The 20,749-nt window shown below is 70.7% G+C and carries 19 protein-coding genes; 18 read left to right on the top strand and 1 reads right to left on the bottom strand.

Annotated elements, in window-relative coordinates:
• Positions 1–21: 21 nt before the first annotated feature.
• The 15 genes from VGF64_02840 (at position 22) to VGF64_02770 (ending at position 15,522) form a co-directional block, all read left to right on the top strand.
• Positions 22–1,440 (top strand): UDP-N-acetylmuramoyl-L-alanyl-D-glutamate--2,6-diaminopimelate ligase, encoded by a 1,419-nt coding sequence (locus VGF64_02840; protein HEY1633668.1) that lies wholly within the window; start codon positions 22–24, stop codon positions 1,438–1,440.
• Positions 1,437–2,471: a phospho-N-acetylmuramoyl-pentapeptide-transferase gene (gene mraY / locus VGF64_02835; protein ID HEY1633667.1), complete on the top strand. Its 1,035-nt coding sequence runs from the start codon at positions 1,437–1,439 to the stop codon at positions 2,469–2,471. The genes VGF64_02840 and mraY overlap by 4 nt, the downstream gene beginning before the upstream one ends.
• Positions 2,471–3,820 carry a UDP-N-acetylmuramoyl-L-alanine--D-glutamate ligase gene (gene murD, locus VGF64_02830; protein HEY1633666.1) on the top strand — a complete coding sequence of 450 codons (1,350 nt, stop codon included), beginning with the start codon at positions 2,471–2,473 and terminating at the stop codon, positions 3,818–3,820. The genes mraY and murD overlap by 1 nt, the downstream gene beginning before the upstream one ends.
• Positions 3,817–5,076: a putative lipid II flippase FtsW gene (ftsW, locus tag VGF64_02825; protein ID HEY1633665.1), complete on the top strand. Its 1,260-nt coding sequence runs from the start codon at positions 3,817–3,819 to the stop codon at positions 5,074–5,076. Before murD ends, ftsW begins: the two co-directional genes overlap by 4 nt.
• Before the next feature lie 11 nt (positions 5,077–5,087).
• Positions 5,088–6,263, top strand: a complete 1,176-nt coding sequence (gene murG, locus VGF64_02820; protein HEY1633664.1) for an undecaprenyldiphospho-muramoylpentapeptide beta-N-acetylglucosaminyltransferase — start codon at positions 5,088–5,090, stop codon at positions 6,261–6,263.
• Positions 6,260–7,642, top strand: coding sequence for a UDP-N-acetylmuramate--L-alanine ligase (murC, locus tag VGF64_02815; GenBank protein HEY1633663.1), 1,383 nt, complete (start codon positions 6,260–6,262; stop codon positions 7,640–7,642). The genes murG and murC overlap by 4 nt, the downstream gene beginning before the upstream one ends.
• The gene (gene murB / locus VGF64_02810; protein HEY1633662.1) at positions 7,573–8,580 is read left to right on the top strand and encodes a UDP-N-acetylmuramate dehydrogenase; all 1,008 of its coding nucleotides are present in this window, start codon (positions 7,573–7,575) and stop codon (positions 8,578–8,580) included. The genes murC and murB overlap by 70 nt, the downstream gene beginning before the upstream one ends.
• 135 nt (positions 8,581–8,715) lie before the next feature.
• Complete coding sequence (locus VGF64_02805; protein ID HEY1633661.1) at positions 8,716–9,531, top strand: FtsQ-type POTRA domain-containing protein; 816 nt, start codon at positions 8,716–8,718, stop codon at positions 9,529–9,531.
• A gap of 387 nt (positions 9,532–9,918) precedes the next feature.
• The gene (gene ftsZ / locus VGF64_02800; GenBank protein HEY1633660.1) at positions 9,919–11,019 is read left to right on the top strand and encodes a cell division protein FtsZ; all 1,101 of its coding nucleotides are present in this window, start codon (positions 9,919–9,921) and stop codon (positions 11,017–11,019) included.
• A 138-nt stretch (positions 11,020–11,157) separates the two neighbouring features.
• Positions 11,158–11,820, top strand: a complete 663-nt coding sequence (locus VGF64_02795) for a polyphenol oxidase family protein (protein HEY1633659.1) — start codon at positions 11,158–11,160, stop codon at positions 11,818–11,820.
• Positions 11,808–12,515 carry a YggS family pyridoxal phosphate-dependent enzyme gene (locus tag VGF64_02790; GenBank protein ID HEY1633658.1) on the top strand — a complete coding sequence of 236 codons (708 nt, stop codon included), beginning with the start codon at positions 11,808–11,810 and terminating at the stop codon, positions 12,513–12,515. Before VGF64_02795 ends, VGF64_02790 begins: the two co-directional genes overlap by 13 nt.
• Positions 12,516–12,542: 27 nt before the next feature.
• On the top strand, positions 12,543–13,067 hold the full coding sequence (locus VGF64_02785) for a cell division protein SepF (GenBank protein HEY1633657.1): 525 nt from the start codon (positions 12,543–12,545) through the stop codon (positions 13,065–13,067).
• A 3-nt stretch (positions 13,068–13,070) separates the two neighbouring features.
• Positions 13,071–13,334 (top strand): YggT family protein, encoded by a 264-nt coding sequence (locus VGF64_02780; GenBank protein HEY1633656.1) that lies wholly within the window; start codon positions 13,071–13,073, stop codon positions 13,332–13,334.
• A gap of 54 nt (positions 13,335–13,388) precedes the next feature.
• Positions 13,389–14,288: a DivIVA domain-containing protein gene (locus tag VGF64_02775; protein ID HEY1633655.1), complete on the top strand. Its 900-nt coding sequence runs from the start codon at positions 13,389–13,391 to the stop codon at positions 14,286–14,288.
• 100 nt (positions 14,289–14,388) lie between these two features.
• On the top strand, positions 14,389–15,522 hold the full coding sequence (locus VGF64_02770) for a hypothetical protein (GenBank protein ID HEY1633654.1): 1,134 nt from the start codon (positions 14,389–14,391) through the stop codon (positions 15,520–15,522).
• A gap of 75 nt (positions 15,523–15,597) precedes the next feature.
• Here VGF64_02770 and ileS read toward each other — a convergent pair whose 3' ends face one another.
• Positions 15,598–18,843 (bottom strand): isoleucine--tRNA ligase, encoded by a 3,246-nt coding sequence (ileS, locus tag VGF64_02765; GenBank protein HEY1633653.1) that lies wholly within the window; start codon positions 18,841–18,843, stop codon positions 15,598–15,600.
• Positions 18,844–19,018: 175 nt separating this feature from the next.
• Between ileS and VGF64_02760 the strand changes: the two genes are divergently transcribed.
• The 3 genes from VGF64_02760 to VGF64_02750 all read left to right on the top strand — a co-directional run.
• A complete protein-coding gene (locus VGF64_02760; protein ID HEY1633652.1) occupies positions 19,019–19,822 on the top strand; it encodes a TraR/DksA C4-type zinc finger protein in 804 nt (267 codons plus the stop codon).
• The gene (gene lspA, locus VGF64_02755) at positions 19,783–20,286 is read left to right on the top strand and encodes a signal peptidase II (protein HEY1633651.1); all 504 of its coding nucleotides are present in this window, start codon (positions 19,783–19,785) and stop codon (positions 20,284–20,286) included. The genes VGF64_02760 and lspA overlap by 40 nt, the downstream gene beginning before the upstream one ends.
• The coding region (locus tag VGF64_02750; GenBank protein ID HEY1633650.1) for a pseudouridine synthase at positions 20,283–20,749 on the top strand (467 nt) is incomplete at its 3' end. The genes lspA and VGF64_02750, both read left to right, overlap by 4 nt.

The following is a 20,749-nucleotide window of genomic DNA, read 5'->3' as shown; positions in this document are numbered from 1 at the left end:
AGGTAGGGAACCGTCGGGCCCGTGCGACTCGATCGACTGCTCGGGCAGGTCGACGTGCTGGAGACCCGAGGGGACCCAGCTCGCGTCGACGTGCGCGCCATCGCCTTCAACGCGGCCGAGGTGGTTCCCGGGGCGCTGTACTGCTGCATCCCGGGCAACCGATTCGACGGCCACGACTTCGCGCCCGACGCCGTGGCGGCGGGCGCGTCAGCGCTGCTGTGTGAGCGTCTTCTCCCACTCGACGTCGTGCAGATCCGTGTGGGCCAGGGGCAGGCGCGGGCGGCGATGGCCCAGGTGGCGGCGGCCTACCACGGCCACCCTGCGGAGAGCCTCCGCGTCGTCGGTGTCACCGGCACCAACGGCAAGACCACGGTCACCCATCTCCTCAGCGCGATCTTCGAGGCGAACGGTTGGCCGACCGCGGTGATGGGAACACTCGACGGTGGGCTCACGACTCCCGACGCGCCGTCGGTGCAACGTAGCCTCGCGTCCTACCGGGACTCGGGGCACGCGGCCGTGGCCATGGAGGTCTCCTCTCACGCCTTGATCCAGCGTCGTGTCGATGCCATCCGCTTCGTCGTGTCCATCTTCACAAACCTGAGTCAGGACCACCTCGACTACCACCGCACCATGGACGCGTACTTCTCGGCCAAATCGCTGCTGTTCACACCAGCGCGCACCGACACGGGAGTCGTCAACGCTGACGACCCCTGGGGTCGACGCCTCCTCGAGTCGGCCCCCATCGAGCTCCGGTCCTTCTCCCTGGACGACGCCGCTGGCCTCGAGCTGGGACCTGCCCGAAGCTCCTTCCGCTGGGAGGGGAGCGCAGTAACCCTCAACCTCAGCGGGAGGTTCAACGTTGCCAACGCCCTGGCCGCCGCCGCTGCGGCCCGCCAGCTGGGCATCGATCCCGGCGTGGTGGGCGAGGGGCTATCGGCGCTGCGGGGCGTTCCCGGTCGTTTCGAGATGGTGGAGGCGGGGCAGTCCTTCAGGGCCGTGGTCGACTACGCCCATACCCCGAGTGCGCTCGAGGAGGTGCTGACGGCCGCCCGCCACGCCGCCGAGCCCGACGGGCGGGTGGTCGTGGTGTTCGGTTGCGGCGGCGATCGCGACCGACTCAAGCGGCCCGAGATGGGACGGATCGCCACCAACCTGGCGGACCTGGCCGTGCTCACGTCCGACAACCCTCGCAGCGAGGATCCCATGGCCATCATCGGCGAGGTCCGGTCCGGGGTCGACCGCGCCGATCGCCTGGCGGTCGAGTCGGACCGGGCCGCCGCCATCGCCATCGCCGTGTCGTCGGCCCGGCCCGGCGATGTGGTGGTGGTCGCCGGCAAGGGTCACGAGACCGGGCAGCGAATCGGCGGGCGCACGCTCGATTTCGACGACCGTGTCGTCACGAGGTCCGCCATCGAGGACAGGGCCGGGGCTCGGCGGTGATCTCGCTCCTGGTGGCCGGGGCCACCGCCCTGCTCGTCGCCGGTCTCGGGACCCCGCTGTTGATCCGCTCGCTGGCCCGCAGGGGCATCGGCCAGCAGATCCGCGACGACGGTCCCCTCGGCCACGTCACAAAGGCGGGGACCCCGACCATGGGGGGTATCGCCATCGTCGTGGCCGTGTTCGCCGGCTACGTCGTGGGCCATGCCCGCATCGGGACCGTCTTCTCGGTGTCGGGGTTGGTGGTGATGCTGGCCCTCGGGGGAGGGGCTGCGGTCGGCCTGGCCGACGACTGGATCAAGGTGAGCCGCCACCGCAGCCTCGGGCTCAACAAACGGACCAAGATCGTCGCGCAACTCGCCGTGGCCGTGGCCTTCGCCGTGGTCGCCCTCCGCTGGAGCGGCGTCAGCACCAACCTCTCGTTCACCCGGTCGAGCTCTCCGGGGCTCGCCCTCGGAAGCGTCGGCTGGGCCGTGCTGGCCGTGCTGCTGCTGATCGGGTCGGCCAACGCCGTCAACCTCACCGATGGTCTGGACGGGCTGGCCGCCGGCTCGGCGGTCTTTGCGTTCGCGACGCTTGCCGTGATCGGTTACTGGCAGTTCCGCCATACGTTCATCTATCACGTGCCCCAGGGCCTCGACCTGGCCCTGGCGGCGATGGCGTTGACCGGAGCATGTGCCGGCTTCTTATGGTGGAACGCGGCGCCGGCGCGCATCTTCATGGGAGACACCGGGTCGCTGGCCATCGGAGCCGGCCTGGCCGGCTTGTGCCTGCAGATGAACCTGGTGCTGCTCCTTCCGGTGATCGCGGGCCTGTTTGTGATCGTGACGCTGTCGGTGATCATCCAGGTGGCGAGCTACCGGTTGTTCCACCGCCGCGTCTTCCGCATGGCACCGCTGCACCACCACTTCGAGCTGTTGGGCTGGCCCGAGACGACGGTCATAGTGCGGTTCTGGATCCTCGCCGGGGTGTGCACGGCGCTGGCCCTGGGGCTCTTCTATGCCGACTTCCTGTCGCTCGGGTTGGTCAGCTGATGACGGATCCAGGGGGGTCACCGGACCCCGAGCCCCGCCCCGGTGTGCTGGTGGTGGGACTCGCCGTCACCGGCGAGGCCGTGGCCAGGCGGCTGACGAGAGACGGCACGCGCGTGGTCGCGGTCGACGATCATCCCGACGAGGCCGTGCGCAAGCGGGCCGCCAGCCTCGACATCGCGCTCGTCGAGGCGCCGTCGGCGGAGACGATCACCGAGCTGGCCGCAGATGCCGCGCTGGTGGTCGTGAGCCCCGGTGTCCCCGCCGATCATCCGGTGTTCGGTCTCGGTGACCGAGCCCACGTGGTGAGCGAAGTGGAGCTGGCGGCCGGCTGGGCGCGAGCTCCGTTGGTCGCGGTGACGGGGACCAACGGCAAGACGACGGTGACCACGTTGGTGAGCCGCATGCTCGTCGAGTCGGGGGTGCGGGCGGTGACGGCGGGCAACATCGGCGTCCCCCTCGCCGAGGCGGTGGACGGTGACGCCGAGGTGCTCGTGGTCGAGGTGTCGTCGTTCCAGCTCGCCTTCACGGAGCGGTTTCGTCCGAGGGTGGCGGTGTGGCTCAACGTGGCCGAGAACCACCTCGATTGGCACCCGTCCGTCGCTCACTACGTCCAGTCCAAGTCCCGGGTCTGGGCCAACCAGCGGGATGGCGACGTCGCCGTGGCCAACGCCGAGGACCCGGCGGTGATGGCTGCCGCTGCGTCCGCGCCGGTTCCGGTGATCACGTTCGGCAGGGCCGAGGGGAGCTACCGCATCGAAGGCGGAGACCTCGTCTCACCGACCGGCGAGCGCATCGTCGGGACCGAGGAGCTGCCGAGGTCCTTCCCGCACGATCTGGTCAACGGCCTCGCCGCATGCGCCGGGGCACTGGCGGCGGGCGCAACCCTCGACGGGTGCCGGGCTGCGCTGCGCACCTTCGCGGGCCTCCCCCACCGGCTCCAGCTGGTGGGGGAGTCTGGAGGGGTGCGCTATCTCGACGATTCCAAGGCCACGACCCCGGCCGCCGTCCTCGCCGCCCTGTCGGGGCTCGACTCGGTGGTGCTGATCGCCGGTGGACGGAACAAGGGGCTGCGGCTGGACTCGCTGCGCGACGGCGCCGAACGGGTGCGCGCCGTCGTCGCCATCGGCGAGGCGGTTCCCGAGGTCGAGGCGGCCTTCGCGGGAGCGTCGCCGGTCCTGAAGGCGACGTCGATGGACGAAGCGGTGCGTCTCGCCAGCGAGCTCGCCCGCCCGGGAGATTCGGTGCTGCTCTCGCCCGGCTGCGCCTCGTTCGACTGGTACCGGTCCTACGGCCAGCGCGGTGACGATTTCGCCCGGGCGGTGCGGATCCACGCTGGAGACGCCGGGTGAGCACGCCCACGCGGAGCCTGGCTCGCCCGGGAGGCCGGCCGGTAGGCACCGCCGGCCCGGGAGGCCGGCCCGAAGGCACCGCCGGCGTGCCGCACTCGAGCGAGGCTCGGATGAGGCGCTCGGGGACGTTCGTCGGCCTGGTGGCCATTGTCAGCGTGCTCACCGTCATGGGCCTGGTGATGGTGCTGTCGTCATCGTCGGTGCAGGCGATACGCCAGTACGGGTCGCCTTGGGTCTACTTCGAGCGCCAGGTCCTGTGGGTAGCCGTGGGTACCGCGGTGCTGGTGGTGTGCGCCAGGGTCGACTACCGCTTCTGGAGGCGGTTCAGCGGGCCCCTGGTCGGCCTGGCCCTCGTGCTGCTCGTCCTGGTCCTGGTGCCGGGAGTGGGGGTGCTCGTCGACGGGTCGAGCCGCTGGGTCGGGACAGGCTCGTTCCGGATCCAACCGTCGGAGCTCATGAAGCTGGCCCTGGTGCTGTTCGGAGCCGATCTGCTCGCTCGTCGCGCCGGGCGGACCCGGCAGTGGGCGATGGCCGTCCGTCCCCTGATTCTCGTGTTCTTCGTCGCCGGTCTGCTCGTGATGAAACAGCCCGACATGGGGACCACGTTGGTGCTGGCGAGCATCGCCTTCGGCCTGCTGTTCGCCGCCGGCACACGGGTCCGAACGCTCGCGGCCCTGTTCACGGCCAGCGCGGCCGGCGCGTTCCTCCTGAGCATCGCCGAGCCCTACCGGCGCGCCCGCCTCCTGTCGTTCCTCGACCCGTGGGCGCACCGGTCCGACCAGGGCTACCAGGTCGTGCAGTCGCTCGTGGGCCTGGGCTCGGGCCACCTCTGGGGCGTGGGACTGGGCGCCAGCCGGGCCAAGTGGGGATTTCTTCCCAATGCGCACACCGACTTCATCTTCGCCATCATCGGCGAGGAGCTCGGCCTCATCGGGAGCCTCCTCGTGGTCGGCCTCTTCGGGGCGCTGGCCTTTCTGGGGATCCGTACCGCGGCCCGGGCACCAGACCGCTTCGGTCGCTTCCTCGCCATCGGCATCACGTGTTGGATCGTGAGCCAGGCGTTCATCAATATCGGTGCCGTGATCGGGATACTGCCGGTGACCGGCCTGCCGTTGCCGTTCGTCTCCTTCGGCGGCTCGTCGCTGGTGATCGTCATGGCCGCGACCGGCCTGCTGTTGAGCGTGGCGGCTCGAGAGCGCCCCCTTTCGAATGGCGTGGATCGCCCGGGTGCCCCGCCGATGCGCGTCGTCAAGTGACCCTCGATCCCGTGGCCACCGACCCTTCCCCTCCGCCCGTCGGGGACGTCGCCACCCCGACCTTCGCCGTGATAGCGGGCGGCGGGACTGCGGGGCATGTCCTACCTGCCCTGGCAGTCGGCCGGGCCCTGGTCGAACGCGGCCACCCGGCGGGATCGATCCACTACGTCGGATCTCGACGCGGCATCGAAGCTCGTCTCGTCCCCGCGGCCGGGTTCGAGGTCACCCTGCTGCCGGGCCGCGGCATCCAGCGCCGTCTCAGCCGCGCCAACCTGGAAGCCGTTCCCGGCCTCGCCGCGGCCGTTGCCCGATCCCTCGGCCTGGTGGCCAGACGCCGCCCTGCCGTCGTGCTCTCGGTCGGCGGCTACGCCGGCCTGCCGTCGGCCCTGGCTGCAGTAGCGCTGCGAATCCCACTCATCGTGGCCGAGGCGAACGCCGTGCCAGGCGCCGCCAACCGCCTGGCGGGCAGGTTCGCGGCCGCCTCCGCCGTGGCCTTCGAGGGCACGTCGTTGCCGCGAGCCGTGGTGACCGGCAACCCGGTGCGGCCCGAGGTGCTCGCCGTCGACCGCTCGTCGGCGGGACGTCAGGCCGCCCGGACCGAGCTGGGCCTGCCGGCCGACCGCCTGGTGGTCGCCGTGTTCGGCGGTTCGCTGGGCGCGCTGCGGATCAACGAGTCCACCTTGCACCTGGCGGGGTCGTGGGCCGCCCGCGAGGACGTGACCGTGTACCACATCGTGGGAAATCGCGACTGGCCGGAGCTGTCGGCGAGGGCGGCGGCGCTGGCGCTCGACCCGGCGCTCTATCGGCCGGTGCCGTACGAGGACCGCATGCCCACGCTGTACGCCGCCGCCGACCTTGCCGTCTGCCGGGCGGGGGCCACGTCGGTGGCCGAGCTGACCGTGGTTGGGCTGCCCGCGATCCTGGTGCCCCTGCCCGGCGCTCCCGGTGATCACCAGACGGCCAACGCCCGGTGGGTGGCCGAGGCGGGAGCCGCCGTGAGCCTGGCCGACGACGACTGCACCGCGATCCGGTTGGCGGCCGAGATCGACGGGCTCCTGACCGATCGGGATCGCTTGGCGGCGATGAGCCGGCGGGCGCGACAGGTGGGACGTCCCCGCGCGGCCGAGGAGGTCGCCACCCTCGTCGAGGAGCACGCCCGGCCCGTCGCAAAAGACGGCCGTCGGTGACCGACGGCGTGCCGTTCGATCTGCACGCGCCGCGGCGCATCCACCTGGTCGGGATCGGCGGGGCCGGCATGAGCGCCATCGCCACCGTCCTGTCGGCGATGGGCCATACCGTGACCGGCAGCGACCTCAGGGCGTCGCTCACCCTCGAGCGTCTCGGCGCCGGCGGGGCCCACGTGTCGGTCGGTCACCGGGCCGAGAACCTGGGAAGCCCCGACGTCGTCGCCGTCTCGAGCGCCGTGCCGAGCTCGAACCCGGAGGTGGTCGCAGCCCGTGAGCGCGGCATACCCGTGCTGAGCCGGGCCCAGATCCTGGCCGCCGTCGTCGAGACCAAGCGCACGGTCGCGGTGGCGGGGACACACGGCAAGACGACCTGCTGCTCGATGCTCGCGTTGGTGCTGGTCGAGGCCGGGCTGCGGCCGTCGTTCATCGTCGGTGGCGAGCTCAACGAGATCGGCACCGGGGCCGTGTGGGACGAGGGTGAGTGGCTTGCTGTCGAAGCCGACGAGAGCGACGGCACGTTCCTGGAGATCACACCCGAGGTGGCCCTCGTCACCAACGTCGAGCCCGATCACATCGAGCACTACGGGTCGTTCGAGGCCCTGGTGGGGGCCTTCGAGACCTTCCTGACCGAGGCGCCCGGGCCGAGGGTCGTCTGCGCCGACGACCCGGTCGCGGCCCGGCTCGGCGCCCAGGTGGGAGCGGTGAGCTATGGCACGGCGCCGACGGCGACCTATCGAATGGTCGACATCGAGCACCGCCGTAGCAGGACCAGCTTCTCCCTGGACCACGAGGGGCAGCGCCTGGGTCGGCTCGAGCTGCCGGTGCCGGGGCTGCACAACGCCACCAACGCGGCCGGGGCGGTGGTGACCGGCCTCGTCATGGGCGCGGAGATGGTCGCCGCGCAACGGGCGCTGGCTCGCTTTACCGGCGTCGCCCGCCGTTTTCAGTTCCGGGGTGAGCGGGGTGGGGTCAGTTTCGTCGACGACTACGCCCACCTACCCGGTGAGGTGGTGGCGACGCTGGCGGCGGCGCGCAGTGGTGGGTGGCGGCGGATCGTGTGCGTGTTCCAGCCCCACCGGTACTCCCGCACGGCGACCCTGTGGCGCGACTTCGCTGACGCTTTTCACGGAGCCGACGTCCTGGTCGTCACCGACGTCTACCCGGCCGGAGAGCGGCCGCGACCCGGCGTGTCAGGTCTGCTCGTCGTGCAGGCCGTGCGGGACGCTCACCCCGCTCAGGAGGTCGTCTACGTGCCGAGTCGGGCCGCCCTGCTCACCGAGCTGCGCCGGATCCTCGAGCCCGGCGATCTGTGTCTCACCCTTGGTGCGGGCGACCTCACCTCTGTGCCCGACGAGCTGCTGGTCGACGCCGGGTGGTAGGCGGCGACGCCGACCGACGTAGCGCCCTCGAGAAGGCCGCCACAGTCCTCGGGGCTCGAGGAGTCCGGGATCGCCCCGTTGGTCCATTGACCACCTACCGGGTGGGAGGACGGGCCGCACTGGCGCTCGAGATCGAGAGCTCGGACGATCTGCGCTTGGCACGCGACGCGGTCGTTGTCAGCGGGATACCAGCGCTGGTCGTGGGCAAGGGCTCCAACCTCCTGGTTGCCGACGCAGGGTTTCGCGGGCTGGTGGTCACCTTGGGCGAGGCGTTCTCGACGATCGAGATGGAGGGGAGCCGGGTCCGGGCCGGAGCCGGGGTCGGCCTGCCGGTGCTGGCCCGGAGATCGGCTCGGGCCGGACTGACCGGCCTCGAATGGGCCGTGGGCGTCCCCGGATCGGTCGGGGGAGCGGTCCGTATGAACGCCGGCGGACACGGCTCGGAGACGAGCGAGCGCCTCGAGCGTGTCTGCTTCGCCGATCTGTACAGGGGGGAGGTCGAAGTCGCGGGGGTCGATCGGCTCGACTACTCGTACCGCCGCTCCAGCGTGGCCCCCCATCACGTGGTCCTGTGGGCCGACTTCGCCGTCTCGGCTGGTGACGCGGCGGCATCGGAAGCCGAGATCGCCGAGATCGTCCGTTGGAGGCGACAGCACCAGCCGGGCGGTCAGAACGCCGGCTCGGTGTTCACCAATCCCCCTGGCGACTCCGCCGGTCGCCTCATCGAGGTTGCCGGGCTCAAGGGTCATCGCATCGGCTCGGCATCGGTGTCGACCAAGCACGCCAACTTCTTCCAAGCCGATCCCGGCGGCTCGGCCGACGACGTGCGGGCCCTGGTGGAGGAGGTTCGTCACGTCGTGGCCGACCGCCTCGGCGTGCAGCTGGAGGCCGAGCTCAGGTTGGTCGGCTTCGAACCCTCAACCTCAACTTCAACTTGAGGTTGAGGTTGAGGTTGAGGTTGGGCCGACCTCGATCTGCAGTTGAAGGTGAGGTCGAGCGTTGCCCGTCGGCGGCCTCGAGCTGGTCGCATGGGATCCCCACTCCCCGGTGGTCGACGTGAGAGGGTGGCCGGCGTGACCGGGCTGCGCTCCGCGCCGGTGAGCTCGTTGCCGAGACCCCGCATGGATCCCCGCATCCGCCAGCGCCGGTCGGCGGTCAGGCGGCTGGAGGGCCAGCGCCGACTGCGGGTCGTGCTCGCCGTGGCGGGGTGCACGGTCGTGACGGTGGCGACGCTCGGCGTCCTGCACTCTCCGCTGTTGCGTGTCGCTCACGTCAGCGTGTCGGGCGATCGTCACACCAGTCGTCAGGCGGTGCTGCGCGCCGTCGGGCTCAATAACCACCCGCTGATGATCGACGTCGGCACGGCCCGGCTCGAGCAGCGGCTGGACGCGCTTCCCTGGGTGGCGCGGGCGACGGTGGCCCGCAACTGGCCGTCGACGGTGGGGATCTCCTTGCGAGAACGCCTGCCAGCCGCCGTGGCGACCACGGCGAACGGCGACTGGGCGGTCACCGACGACGCGGGCCGGGTCCTCACCCGCTCGGCCGGCGGGTCGTCTTCTCCTCCAGCGTTGGGCGTCGCGGTGCCGACGCTGCGGGGCCTCACGCAGCTCCCGTCGCCGGGATCCACGCTGCCAGCGCCCTCCGGCCCAGCCCTCAGAGTGTTGACAGCCCTCCATCGGCCGCTGCTCGGTCAGGTCATCTCGGTCGACGTGCTTCCCGACGGAGGCGTCGCCCTCACCCTGATGCCCGGCGTGGTCGTGCAACTGGGGGACGCCGAGCAGCTGCAGGAGAAGCTGGCGGCCACCCAGACCGTGCTGTCCCAGGTGAGACCGGCGAGCGTGCGGACCATCGATGTGAGGGTGCCCGAGGCGCCGGCCCTCACGTCTTGATGACAACGCTCTGACGTCAGCGATTGAACACCATCGAAGGCGTCGCCCTCTGCCTCATCCTCAGCCTCACGGATGCGTGTTCGTCGCGCTCGACGATTACTGAAAAGATGTCTTGACCGCGCCATGATGGCGGCCCTATCTTTTCGGTCGGCTTCAGATGTCACACGAGAGTCTCGAGCTGCCGTCGAGGTAGAGGATGAGGTCGAGGCGGGCGGCAAAGCGCACGGTCGGGAACATGCGCTCGAGCCCATTGTGGGCGGGCGTGCTGTGCACGAGTGAGGCGTCAGTCGTAACCCCAGCCCCATCCCCGTCGGGGGAGGCTGGATAGTGAACAGCGACGACACGGCGCATGCCGCGCGGTGCACACTCGCGGGAGGCGAACAGGCTATGGCGGGCCCAGCACAGAACTACATTGCCGTGATCAAGGTTGTCGGTATCGGCGGTGGCGGCGTGAACGCGGTCAACCGCATGATCGACGCCGGTCTGAAGGGTGTCGAGTTCATTGCCGTGAACACCGACGCGCAGGCGCTCCTGATGAGCGACGCCGACGTCAAGCTGGACATCGGACGTCAGCTGACGAGGGGGCTGGGCGCCGGTAGCGACCCGGAGATCGGTCACGAGGCGGCCGAGGAGCACGCCGAAGAGATCGAGGAGGTGCTCAAGGGCGCGGACATGGTGTTCATCACCGCGGGCAAGGGTGGGGGCACGGGCACCGGTGGCGCGCCGGTCGTGGCCGAGATCGCCAAGGGTGTCGGCGCGCTGACGATCGGCGTTGTCACCCGACCGTTCTCGTTCGAGGGTCGGCGGCGGGCGGTGCAGGCCGAGCAGGGAATCCAGCGGCTGAAGGAAAAGGTCGACACCCTGATCATCATCCCCAACGATCGCCTGCTGACCGTCTCCAACGACAAGACGTCGATGGTCAACGCCTTCAAGATGGCCGACGAGGTTCTCCTTCAGGGAGTGCAGGGGATCACGGATCTGATCACCACGCCCGGGTTGATCAACACCGACTTTGCCGACGTGAAGATGATCATGCGCAACGCGGGGACGGCGATCATGGGCATCGGCAACGCCGCAGGAGACGGCCGTGCCGTCAACGCGGCCCGAGGCGCCATCACCAGCCCGCTGCTGGAGGCGTCGATCGAAGGCGCCCGCGGCATCCTGCTGCAGATCGCCGGCGGCAGCGACCTCGGTCTGTTCGAGGTCAACGAAGCGGCAGAGATCATCCACGGCGTCGCCCACCCCGACGCCAACATCATCTTCGGCAGCGTCGTCGACGACGCCATGGGCGAGGAGGTGCGGGTGACCGTGATCGCAGCCGGCTTCGAGCGATGGGACGAGGGAGCTCCCATTCACGAGGAGCCGGCGCGCGGGCTCGGGCTCGACCGCACGGGGGAGGACGGGCTGGCCGTGGGCGAGCTCGGCGAGTCCGACGAGGACCTCAGACTGGGGGACGATGACTTCGACGTCCCATCCTTCCTCAAGTGAGCTAGGGAGCGGCGCGGGTCCACGTCATGGCGAAGTGGGCGCGTGCCGCAGGGCCGGAGCGCCCAGTTTCGACCAACGATGGAACACAGTGGTGGTACTCACAACCCTCGCCAGAGCGACAGGGCCATCGACGACGCGGTGAGGTTCGCCGTCGCGCCGGTGCTGGCTCGATGGACGGGGCGGCCCGAGGGCGATCTCGGACCGGTGGCGACGGGCGGCTCGGAGCTCGAGCGGCGGCGCCGGTCAATCGTCGACCGGCCGTGGAGCTGGGTCACCCAGGTGCACGGTGCGGGTGTCGTCGTGGTGCGCGATCCCGATCAGCGGGGAGGCGCCGAGGGCGATGCCCTCGTGAGCGATCACCCGGCCGCCTGCCTGGCCGTGTTCACCGCCGACTGCGCCCCCATCGCCCTGGCCAGCCCGGAAGGCGTGATCGGCGCCGTGCACGCCGGCTGGCGGGGGCTGACGGCCGGTGTCATCGGTAGCGCCGCCAGGGCCATGCGCACCCTCGGTGCCACCGGGATCGTGGCCCGCCTCGGGCCCTGCATCCACGCCGAGTGCTACGAGTTCTCGCCGAGCGACCTGGACCCGGTGGCGGCCCGTCTCGGCCCCGCCGTGCGCGCCCGCACCGCCACGGGTCGGCCTGCCCTCGACCTTCCCGAAGCGGTCCGGGCGTCTCTGCGGGCGGCCGACGTCGACCTGGTCGCCGACGACGACGTCTGCACGGCCTGCTCCCCGGCGCATTTCTCCTATCGGGCTCGAGGGGAGCGACAGCGTATGGCGCTCGTGGTATGGCCGGCGTAGCCGAGCGCGACGCCGGCCGCGCCGCGGCGGTCGCGGAGGTGAAGGGACGCCTGGACGGGCTCCGACGCCGCATCGCAGAGGCGGGCGGCGATCCGGCCCGGGTGACGATCGTGGGGGTGACGAAGACGTTCGGCCCCGGGGTCGTGCGGGCGGCGGTGGCAGCCGGCCTGAACGACCTCGGCGAGAACTACGCAGCCGAGCTCGGGGCCAAGGCGACGGCCGCCGCGACCGAGGGTCTCACCCCTCGCTGGCACTTCATCGGGGCCGTCCAGCGCAACAAGGTTCGCTCCGTGGCGCCGCACGTTCATCTCTGGCACGGGGTGGCGCGCGCCGCCGAGGGCGTCGAGATCGCGCGCTGGTCTCCCGGAGCGGCGGTGCTGGTCCAGATGAACATCAGCGGCGAAGCGACGAAGAACGGGGTGCCGCCTGACGACGTGGCTGCGCTCGTCGACCGCTTGCGCGAGATCGACCTGGACGTGCGAGGACTGATGGGCGTCGCCGCCCAGGGTGCGACGGACGCGGCCCGGGGCGGGTTTCGGATGCTCGCCGACGTGGGCCGTCACCTGGAGCTCGCCGAGCTCTCGATGGGGATGACCGACGACCTGGAAGTGGCGGTCCAAGAAGGCGCCACCATGATCCGGGTGGGGCGGGCCCTGTTCGGTCCCCGCCCATCCCGTGCGAGGCTGCGAGAATAGGCTGCACAAAGCCGGAAGGAGGCGTGGATGGCTTCGTTTGTTCGCCGAACGATGATCTATCTCGGCTTGGCCGATGACGAGTACGAAGACTACGAGCACTACGAGGAGCCGAGGGCACCGGCCCCGGCCCGTCGTCAGTCGCGCACGTACCCGCAGGTCGAGGCCGAGGAGCCGACTCCCGGCACGATCCGGACCCTGACCCGCGAGGAGGTGTCACCGGCCCAGGCGCAGCCTGACGACCGGCCCACGATCGTGCGCCCGATCGCGCCCGACAAGGCGCCTCGCGTCCACGTGGTCGCGCCCACCCGGTTCGCCGACGCCCAGGAGATCGGCGATCGACTGAAGGACGAACAGCCGGTGATCGTCAACCTTCAGGTTGTCGACCGGGATCTGGCTCGTCGCATGATCGACTTCTGCAGCGGGCTCGCGTACGCGCTCAGCGGATCGATGGAGAAGGTGGCCGACCAGGTGTTCCTGCTCACCCCGTCGGACGTCGAGGTGTCACCGGAGGAGCGTCAGCGCCTGCAGGAGCGCGGCCTGTTTCGCTCCTGACCCGTGGGCATCAAAGGCATCATCGCCTGGATCCTCCAGGCGTACGTCATCGTCATCTTCGCCCGGGTGATCCTCAGCTGGTTCCCGATCACACCGGGTACACCCCTGGCCTCGGCGGCGCGGCTGCTGTATGCCGTCACCGAGCCCGTCCTGGGGCCCATCCGTCGGGTCCTCCCGCCGATGCGCATGGGCGGCATGGGTCTCGATCTGTCGCCGATCATCGTGTTGATCGGGATCCAGATCATCTCCCGCGCCTTGCTCACGTGACCATCCGCTGACCATCCGCGCCCTGGTCAAATGCCGTCGGTACGATGGCCCCTCATGGACATAGAGGTCTCAGCGAGAACCCTGCGGGAGGTTGAGTTCCGGGAGAAGTTGCGGGGCTACAACCAGGACGACGTAGACGAGTTCCTCGAGCGGTCGGCGGCGGGGGTCGAGTTGCTTCACGACCGTCTCCGGCAGACCATGGAGCGGGCCATGCGCGCCGAACAGCGCGCGTCCGACCTTCCCGACGATGACGATGCGCTCCGGCGGACGCTCGTGCTGGCCCAGAGGACGGCGGATATGGCCGTCAAAGAGTCGCAGCAGCAGGCTCGAGAGACACTCGTGAACGCGCAGACCGAGGCGCGGGCGATGGTCGTCCAGGCCGAGGAGCACGCCCGGCGCACGACCGAGGAGGCCGAGCGCGACCTGCGCGAGGAGCTGATCCGGCTCGAGAGCGCCCGCCAGCAGCTGCACAAGGACATCATCCTGCTCGAGCGGCACGTCGAGGAGGAGCGGAGCCGGATGCGCTCCGCCCTCGCCAACGCCGCTGCATGGGTGGATCAGAACGTTTCGGCCATGGTGCCCCCGCCCGCATTGAGCGAGGTCGACGTCCCCGCCCCGCCGCCGGCGGCGAGGGGGGCGTCGGAGGATGACATCGACGCTGATCGTGGCGCCGAGCCCGACTCGAGCGTCGGCGACGAGGGTCCCGCCGATGATGATCGCCCGCCCGTCCCCGTCGGGGCCGGCGGCCCGCCGAACGGAGTCCCTCCGACTGGTCCGGGCCCCCAGGAAGGCCCGCCGGGAGCGGGCAGCGGCGTGTTCGACGCTGAGCAGTGGGAGAGCACCAACGAGGACAATCCGACCCGGATCGTCAGAGTGCAAGGTTCCGCTGGCCAGCACGCACCCACCCGCGTGGTCAGGGGCCAGGGGCCACCCGGGGGCCGCGGGCAGGTCTAGACCCTCTGGTTCTAGAATACTGACGTGCGATAGACAATTGGCGTGGCCGAGCGCTGCGCTTCGGCTCCCCCCAACGAAGGCTCCCTGGGATGGTGGCTCGGTGTTGCTCCTTTTGACCGTAGGCCTCCTGCTGATCGGCCTGGTCACCCTGGTGATCGGCTTCCTGAACAGCTCGCTGGCCCTCGACTACATCTCGATCGCTGCCAGCGCTCTTTCCTTCGCGCTCGTGCTGCTCTTCACCCGCCTCGGACGGGCCCGGTCGGCCCGGTCGGCCGCCGCCCGCGGCCCCCAGACTCCTTCGCCCCTCGCCCACAGCGATACCAGCGTCCACGAGCTCGATCCCAGTGACTCCTTCGGCCCCGAGACGGCGACGATCCCAAGGGCATCGAGGGGCATGCCAGCCCCCTCGATGGCAGCGGAGCCGCCGACCTCCCAGCTGTTCGACGAGCCTCCGCTGGAGGAGGTCGACGACGCCGAGGATGCCGACGAAGCGCTCTGGGAGCCTCAGGCCCCGCCTCCTCCGGTGCCGCCCCGCCAGGCACGCGACTCGTCGCCATACGAGCGTCCATCGGCACCGATGGCTGACGTCCGTCAGCCGTCCGCCCCTGCCACCGCGGACCGCTTCGAGGACGATCGCTTCGATGATCCTCGCCACGGGGGCGACGAGGGCGGTGCCCCCGTCGAGGAGTACGACGATCTGGAGTTCCCCATCGCCGACTACGACGAGCTCCGGGTGGCCGAGATCCTGCCCCTCCTGGAGGAGCTGGAGCCGGACGAGATCGAGGTGGTCCGCCACCGCGAGATGTCCGGCCGGAACCGCGGTGCCGTTCTCCGCAAGCTGGACGAACTGAGCGGCGGGGTCGGGCCTGCCCCGGCCGGTCGCGGCCCAGCGGCGCCGGTCGCCAACGGGACCCGTCAGAGCCCGGCGGTCGAGCCTCACGGCGACGACAGCTACGACGACGAGCCCTCTGGCTATGACGAGGGCTACGACGGGGCCGAGGAGGAGTACGGCGACGACGGTCGTGACGATCGTCACGTCGCCTTCCCGATCGCCGAGTACGACGATCTCCGTCTTACCGAGGTCCTTCCCCTGCTTCCCCAGCTCGAGCCGGTGGAGCTCGAGTTGGTACGGCAGCGCGAGCTCCAGGGTGAGAGACGGGCGACCCTGCTGAACCGCATCGACGCCCTGATCGGCACGGGCACGGCCCGGGCGCCCGCTCGCCAGAGTCGCTGACCCCACGGGCGCCAGGGGCGGCGCCCCGATCGACGGCCGCGATGGAATGGCGTGCCGCTGGTGCTGGAGCGCCGCTCAGGTGGAGCGGCTCAGGCCGATCCCGACCGAGCGTTCCCGGCCGACCTGGTGGCGGGCTTGGTAGCTGAGGCCTGAGGGGTCGGTCGCCGAGTTGTCCGTCGACTCGCCGAGGGGTGCCAGCTCCAGCTCGTCGGCGAGGGTCTGTTGCATCAGGTAGCCGCGGTGTGACCCGACCGCCATAGCGGCCTCGTCGTCGAGCTCGAGCACCAGCCGGATGTGGTCGGCGACGTGGAGACCGGCGTCCCGGCGGGCCATCTGCACCGTGCGGATCAGGTCCCGCACCAGGCCGAGCCGGGCCAGATCCGGGGTCACCTCGAGATCGAGCGTGACCACTCCGTTGTTGCCGGGCAGGCTCCGACTGGTGACCTCGTCGCGGGGCCTGAGCTGCACGCTGAACTCACCCGGACGGAGGATGATGCCGGCGACCTCGACCTCGTCAGCCGAGACCCTCGACCAGTCGCCCTTTCGCGCTGCGGCCAGCACCGCCTGCGTCTCGGGTCCGAGCCGGGGTCCGACGACCGACGGATCGACGGCGAGGATCAGCTCCCCGGCATCTTCCACCGCCTCTGACAAATGCACCTCCTGGACGTTGACCTCGTCGGCGATGAGGCCGACGAAGGGCTCGAGACGGCGCGCGTCGCGGGCGGCCACGGTCAGGGAAGGGAGCGGCAGCCGGGCGCGACGGTCGTTGGCCTTGCGCACGGAGTGGGCCGCCGAGGCCACGTCGCGCACCAGGTCCATGTCGGCGACGAGCGCAGGATCGGCGGGCAGGGTGTCGCGGGTGGGCCAGTCGGACAGGTGGACGCTGCGCTCGCCCGTCAGCCCCCGGTAGACGGCCTCGGTGACCAGCGGGAGCAGGGGCGCAGCGACCTGGCACAGGACCCGAAGCACGGTGGCGAGGGTGTCGTACGCCTCCCGCTTGTCGCGGTCGGTCTCGGGGTCGTCGCCCACAGGCTTCCAGAAGCGGTCGCGGCTTCGTCGGATGTACCAGTTGGTGAAGGCGTCGAGGAAGCCGGCGATGGCCGCGCAGGCGCCCGGCAGGTCGTCGGCGTCCATCCGGGTGGTGACCTCGTCCACCAGCGCCGCCGTCTTGGCCAGGGCGTAGCGATCGAGCACCCCGCTGACGTCGGTCCGCCACTGGCCCTGGATGCCGTCGGTGTTGGCATAGAGGGTGAGGAAGTACCAGGCGTTCCAGATGGGATTGAGGACCTGGCGTACAGCGTCGGAGAACCCCTTGTGGTCGACCATCTGGTCCAGGCCCCGCAGCACGGACGAGGACAGCAGGAACCACCGCATGGCGTCGGCCCCATAGGTGCTGAAGACCTCCTTGGCCTCCGGGTAGTTGCTGAGGCGCTTCGACATCTTGCGGCCGTCGTTGCCCAGCACCACCCCGTGGGCGATGCAGCTTTTGAACGGGGGGCAGTCGAACAGCGCCGTGGCCAGCACGTGGAGGGTGTAGAACCAGCCTCTCGTCTGGCTCACGTACTCCACGATGAAATCGGCGGGGAAGTGGGACTCGAAGCGCTCCCGGTTCTCCATCGGATAGTGGAGCTGGGCGTAGGGCATCGATCCCGACTCGAACCAGCAGTCGAGCACGTCCTCGACCCGGCGCATCGTCGACGCGCCCGTGGGGTCGTCGGGGTTGGGCCGGGTGAGGGCGTCGATGGCAGGGCGGTGGAGGTCGGTCGGCCGCACGCCGAAGTCACGCTCGAGCTCGTCGAGGCTGCCGTAGACGTCGACCCGGGGGTACCGGGGATCGTCGCTGGTCCACACCGGGATCGGCGCGCCCCAGAAGCGGTTGCGGCTGATCGACCAGTCCCTGGCTCCTTCCAGCCATTTGCCGAAGGCGCCGTCGCGCACGTTGGCGGGCGTCCACCGGATCCGCTGGTTGAGCTCGACCATCCGGTCCCTGAAGGCGGTCACCCGCACGAACCAGGAGCTGACGGCTCGGTAGATCAGCGGCGTGTCCGTACGCCAGCAGTGGGGGTAGCTGTGGACGTAGTTCTCGCGGGCCAGGAGGGCGTCAGCAGCGGCCAGGTCCTCGATGATCGCCTCGTTGGCATCGAGGACCTGCAGACCGGCGTAGGGGGGCACCTCGTGGGTGAACCTGCCCCGGTCGTCGACCGGGGCGACCACGGCGATTCCGTTGGCCTCGCAGACCCTCTGGTCGTCCTCGCCGAAGCCGGGAGCGGTGTGGACGATCCCGGTGCCCTCCTCGGTAGACACGAAGTCCCCGGCCAGGACGCGAAATGCCCTGGGGGCGTCGGCGAAGAAGTCGAACAGCGGTCGGTAGGTCCGCCCGACCAGCTCGCTCCCCTTGACCGTTCCGAGTAGGACGGCGTCACCGAGGAGCTCGGCGTAGGCCTCGGCCCTCGCCGCACCGAGCACATACCTCGCCCCGTGGAGATCGAACACGGCGTAGTCGATGTCGGGCCCGACCGCGAGGGCCAGGTTGGACGGAAGCGTCCACGGCGTCGTCGTCCACACCAGGACCCGGAGCGGTTGTCCGGGTCCGAGGGGGCTGGCGGGCTGGGACCCGTCGCCCGGGCCCGCACCCGCAGCATCGTCGCCATCGAGCTCGAAGGCGACGGTCACCGCCGGGTCCTCCCGGGGGCGGTAGGCGTCGTCCTGGCGGGTCTCGAAGTTCGACAGGGGCGTCTCGCACTCCCAGCAGTAGGGGAGGACGCGGTAACCCTCGTAGATCAGGCCCTTGTCCCAGAGCTGGCGGAAAGCCCACAGGACGCTCTCCATGTACGAGAGGTCCATCGTCTTGTAGTCGTCGCTGAAGTCGACCCAGCGAGCCTGGCGGGTCACGTACCGCTCCCACTCGTCGGCGGTCCGCAGGACCAGGGAGCGGCAGTGGTCGTTGAACTGCTCGATGCCCAGGGCCGTTACGCCCGCCCGACCCGAGACTCCGAGCTCCTTCTCGGCGACCATCTCGGCCGGGAGCCCGTGGCAGTCCCACCCGAAACGCCGTTCCACCCGCCGCCCCCGCATCGTCTGGTACCGGGGCACGGCGTCCTTGACGAAGCCAGTCAGGAGGTGGCCGTAGTGGGGAAGCCCGTTGGCGAACGGCGGCCCGTCGTAGAAGACGTACTCGTTGCGTCCCGCCGGTCGCTGTGCCACCGAGGCCGCGAACGTCCCGTCGGCCCGCCAGAACTCCAGGATCTGCTCCTCGAGAGCGGGGAACTCGGGCTGCTGCTCGACCTGCGGGTACGGTGCCTCGTCGGGCTCGGACGCCATGGGCCCACAGTACGCGGGACCGGTCTGTGTTCCCGGCGAGTTTCCGGCGTCGACGACGCCTCGCGGGCAGGCCGGCGGCGATCGCTGCTGGCGGCCGTTTCCGCGAAGTCGTTGCCGATGCCTCCCTGGTCAGGTACGATCCGACGCCCTCGGCGACTTCTCAGGACCGAGCTTCATGCCTCGAACGTCACGTTCATCCAACCCTGCCCGGCGGGCGGGCACCCCAAAGGGAGCTGGCGCTTCCACCCGAGCGTCGACCCCGGCCGCCCGGACGACCAAGAAGGGCCAGCCGACTGCTGCCCGCTCCGGCAGGGCGCAGGGTAGCGGCGCCGCGAGCAAGGCCCAGCGGGGCCGGGCGACGACGGCGACCACCGCCAAGCGGGGGAGCGCCCGGGTGGCGACGCGACGCGCGGGGACTGGTGTGAAGTCGAAGGCCGGCGCCAGCGCCCGAGCGCCGGCCAAGGCCCGGGCCAGCCGGGCTGCTGCGCCCAAGCTGGGCCGCACCCGAGAAGTCGATCGGGGGGCCCCGGCCAAGACGCTCGCTCGCCGGGCAGGATCCGGGACCCCGGCTGGCGCCGCGGCCAGGGCTCCGAAGACCCGGCAGAAGGTCACGGACAAGTTCCTCCTGGAGCAGCAGGGGCTGCTGCGGGCCGAGCGGGCGACCCATCTGGGGCAGGCCGAGGACCTCAAGGCCGAGGCCGACTCGCTGGCCCAGGACATGGAGCCCGGCGACGTGCAGTTCGACGAGGAATCCGGCGAGGGGGGGACGGTCACCGTCGACCGCGAGCGGGACTTGGCCCTCTCTGCCCAGGCCAGGGCCGCTGTCGAAGACATCGACCACGCCCTGGCGAAGATCGAAGCTGGCACCTACGGCCTGTGTGAGGGCTGCGGCCAGCCGATCCCGAGGGCCCGACTCAAGGCGCTACCTCAGGCCCGGATGTGCGTGAGCTGCAAGAGCGGGGGGTTGTCGCGGCGCTGAGCCGGGACTGGTCTCGCCCGCGCCTCCAGCTGATCATCGGGGGAACAGCGGCGCTCGTCGTCGGCGTCGACCAGCTGACCAAGTCGTTGGCGGTGCACTACCTCAGGGATGCTCCGGTGCACGTGATCGGTCCGGCGCGGCTCGCCCTCACGTTCAACTCGGGTGCCGCGTTCAGCCTGGCGCGCGGCCTCACGCCCGAGCTGGTGATCGTCGGCATCGCGCTGATCGCCGTCGTCGTGGTGCTGGGCCGGTCGGCCTCGACGGCGGCGACGGCGATCGCGGTGGGCCTGATCCTCGGTGGTGCCGTGGGGAACCTGGTCGACCGTCTGGTCCGGTCCAACGGCGGGGCCGTGATCGACTTCATCGACCTGCGGTACTGGCCCACGTTCAACGTGGCCGACGCCTGCATCGTGTGCGGAGCGATCCTCCTGGTCTTCGTCGGCTACCGCAGACGGGCGCCGTGAGAGCCTCCATCCCCGCCGCGCTGGCCGGCGAGCGCATCGACCGGGCGGTGGCCCTGCTGGGGGGCTTGACCCGGGCCGAAGTGGCCGAGCTGGTGCGGGCCGGCCGCGTCCGGCTCTCGGGCGCTCCGGTGTCGACCCGGAGCCGCCGGGTTGCGGGCGGCGAGGACCTCGAGGTGGACCTCCCGTCTCGAGATCCGCCGACCGGGATCGGTGCCGACCCGACCGTGGACGTGCGGATCGTCCAGGCCGACGACGACATCGTGGTGGTCGACAAACCCCCTGGCCTCGTCGTCCATCCCGGTGCCGGCCACCGCTCCGGCACGCTCGTCCAGGGGCTGGTGGCCCGATTTCCGGATCTGGCCGACGCCGGAGCGGGTGACGCCGACCGTCCCGGAATCGTCCAGCGCCTGGACAAGGGCACGTCCGGCCTCCTCGTCGTGGCGCGGACCGCCACGGCCTACCG

The organism is Acidimicrobiales bacterium (genome assembly GCA_036491125.1).
In the GTDB taxonomy this organism is placed as follows: Bacteria; Actinomycetota; Acidimicrobiia; order Acidimicrobiales; family AC-9; genus AC-9.
The sequence above is the reverse complement of the archived record's forward strand: the minus strand, read 5'-3'. Positions and strand labels throughout refer to the sequence as shown.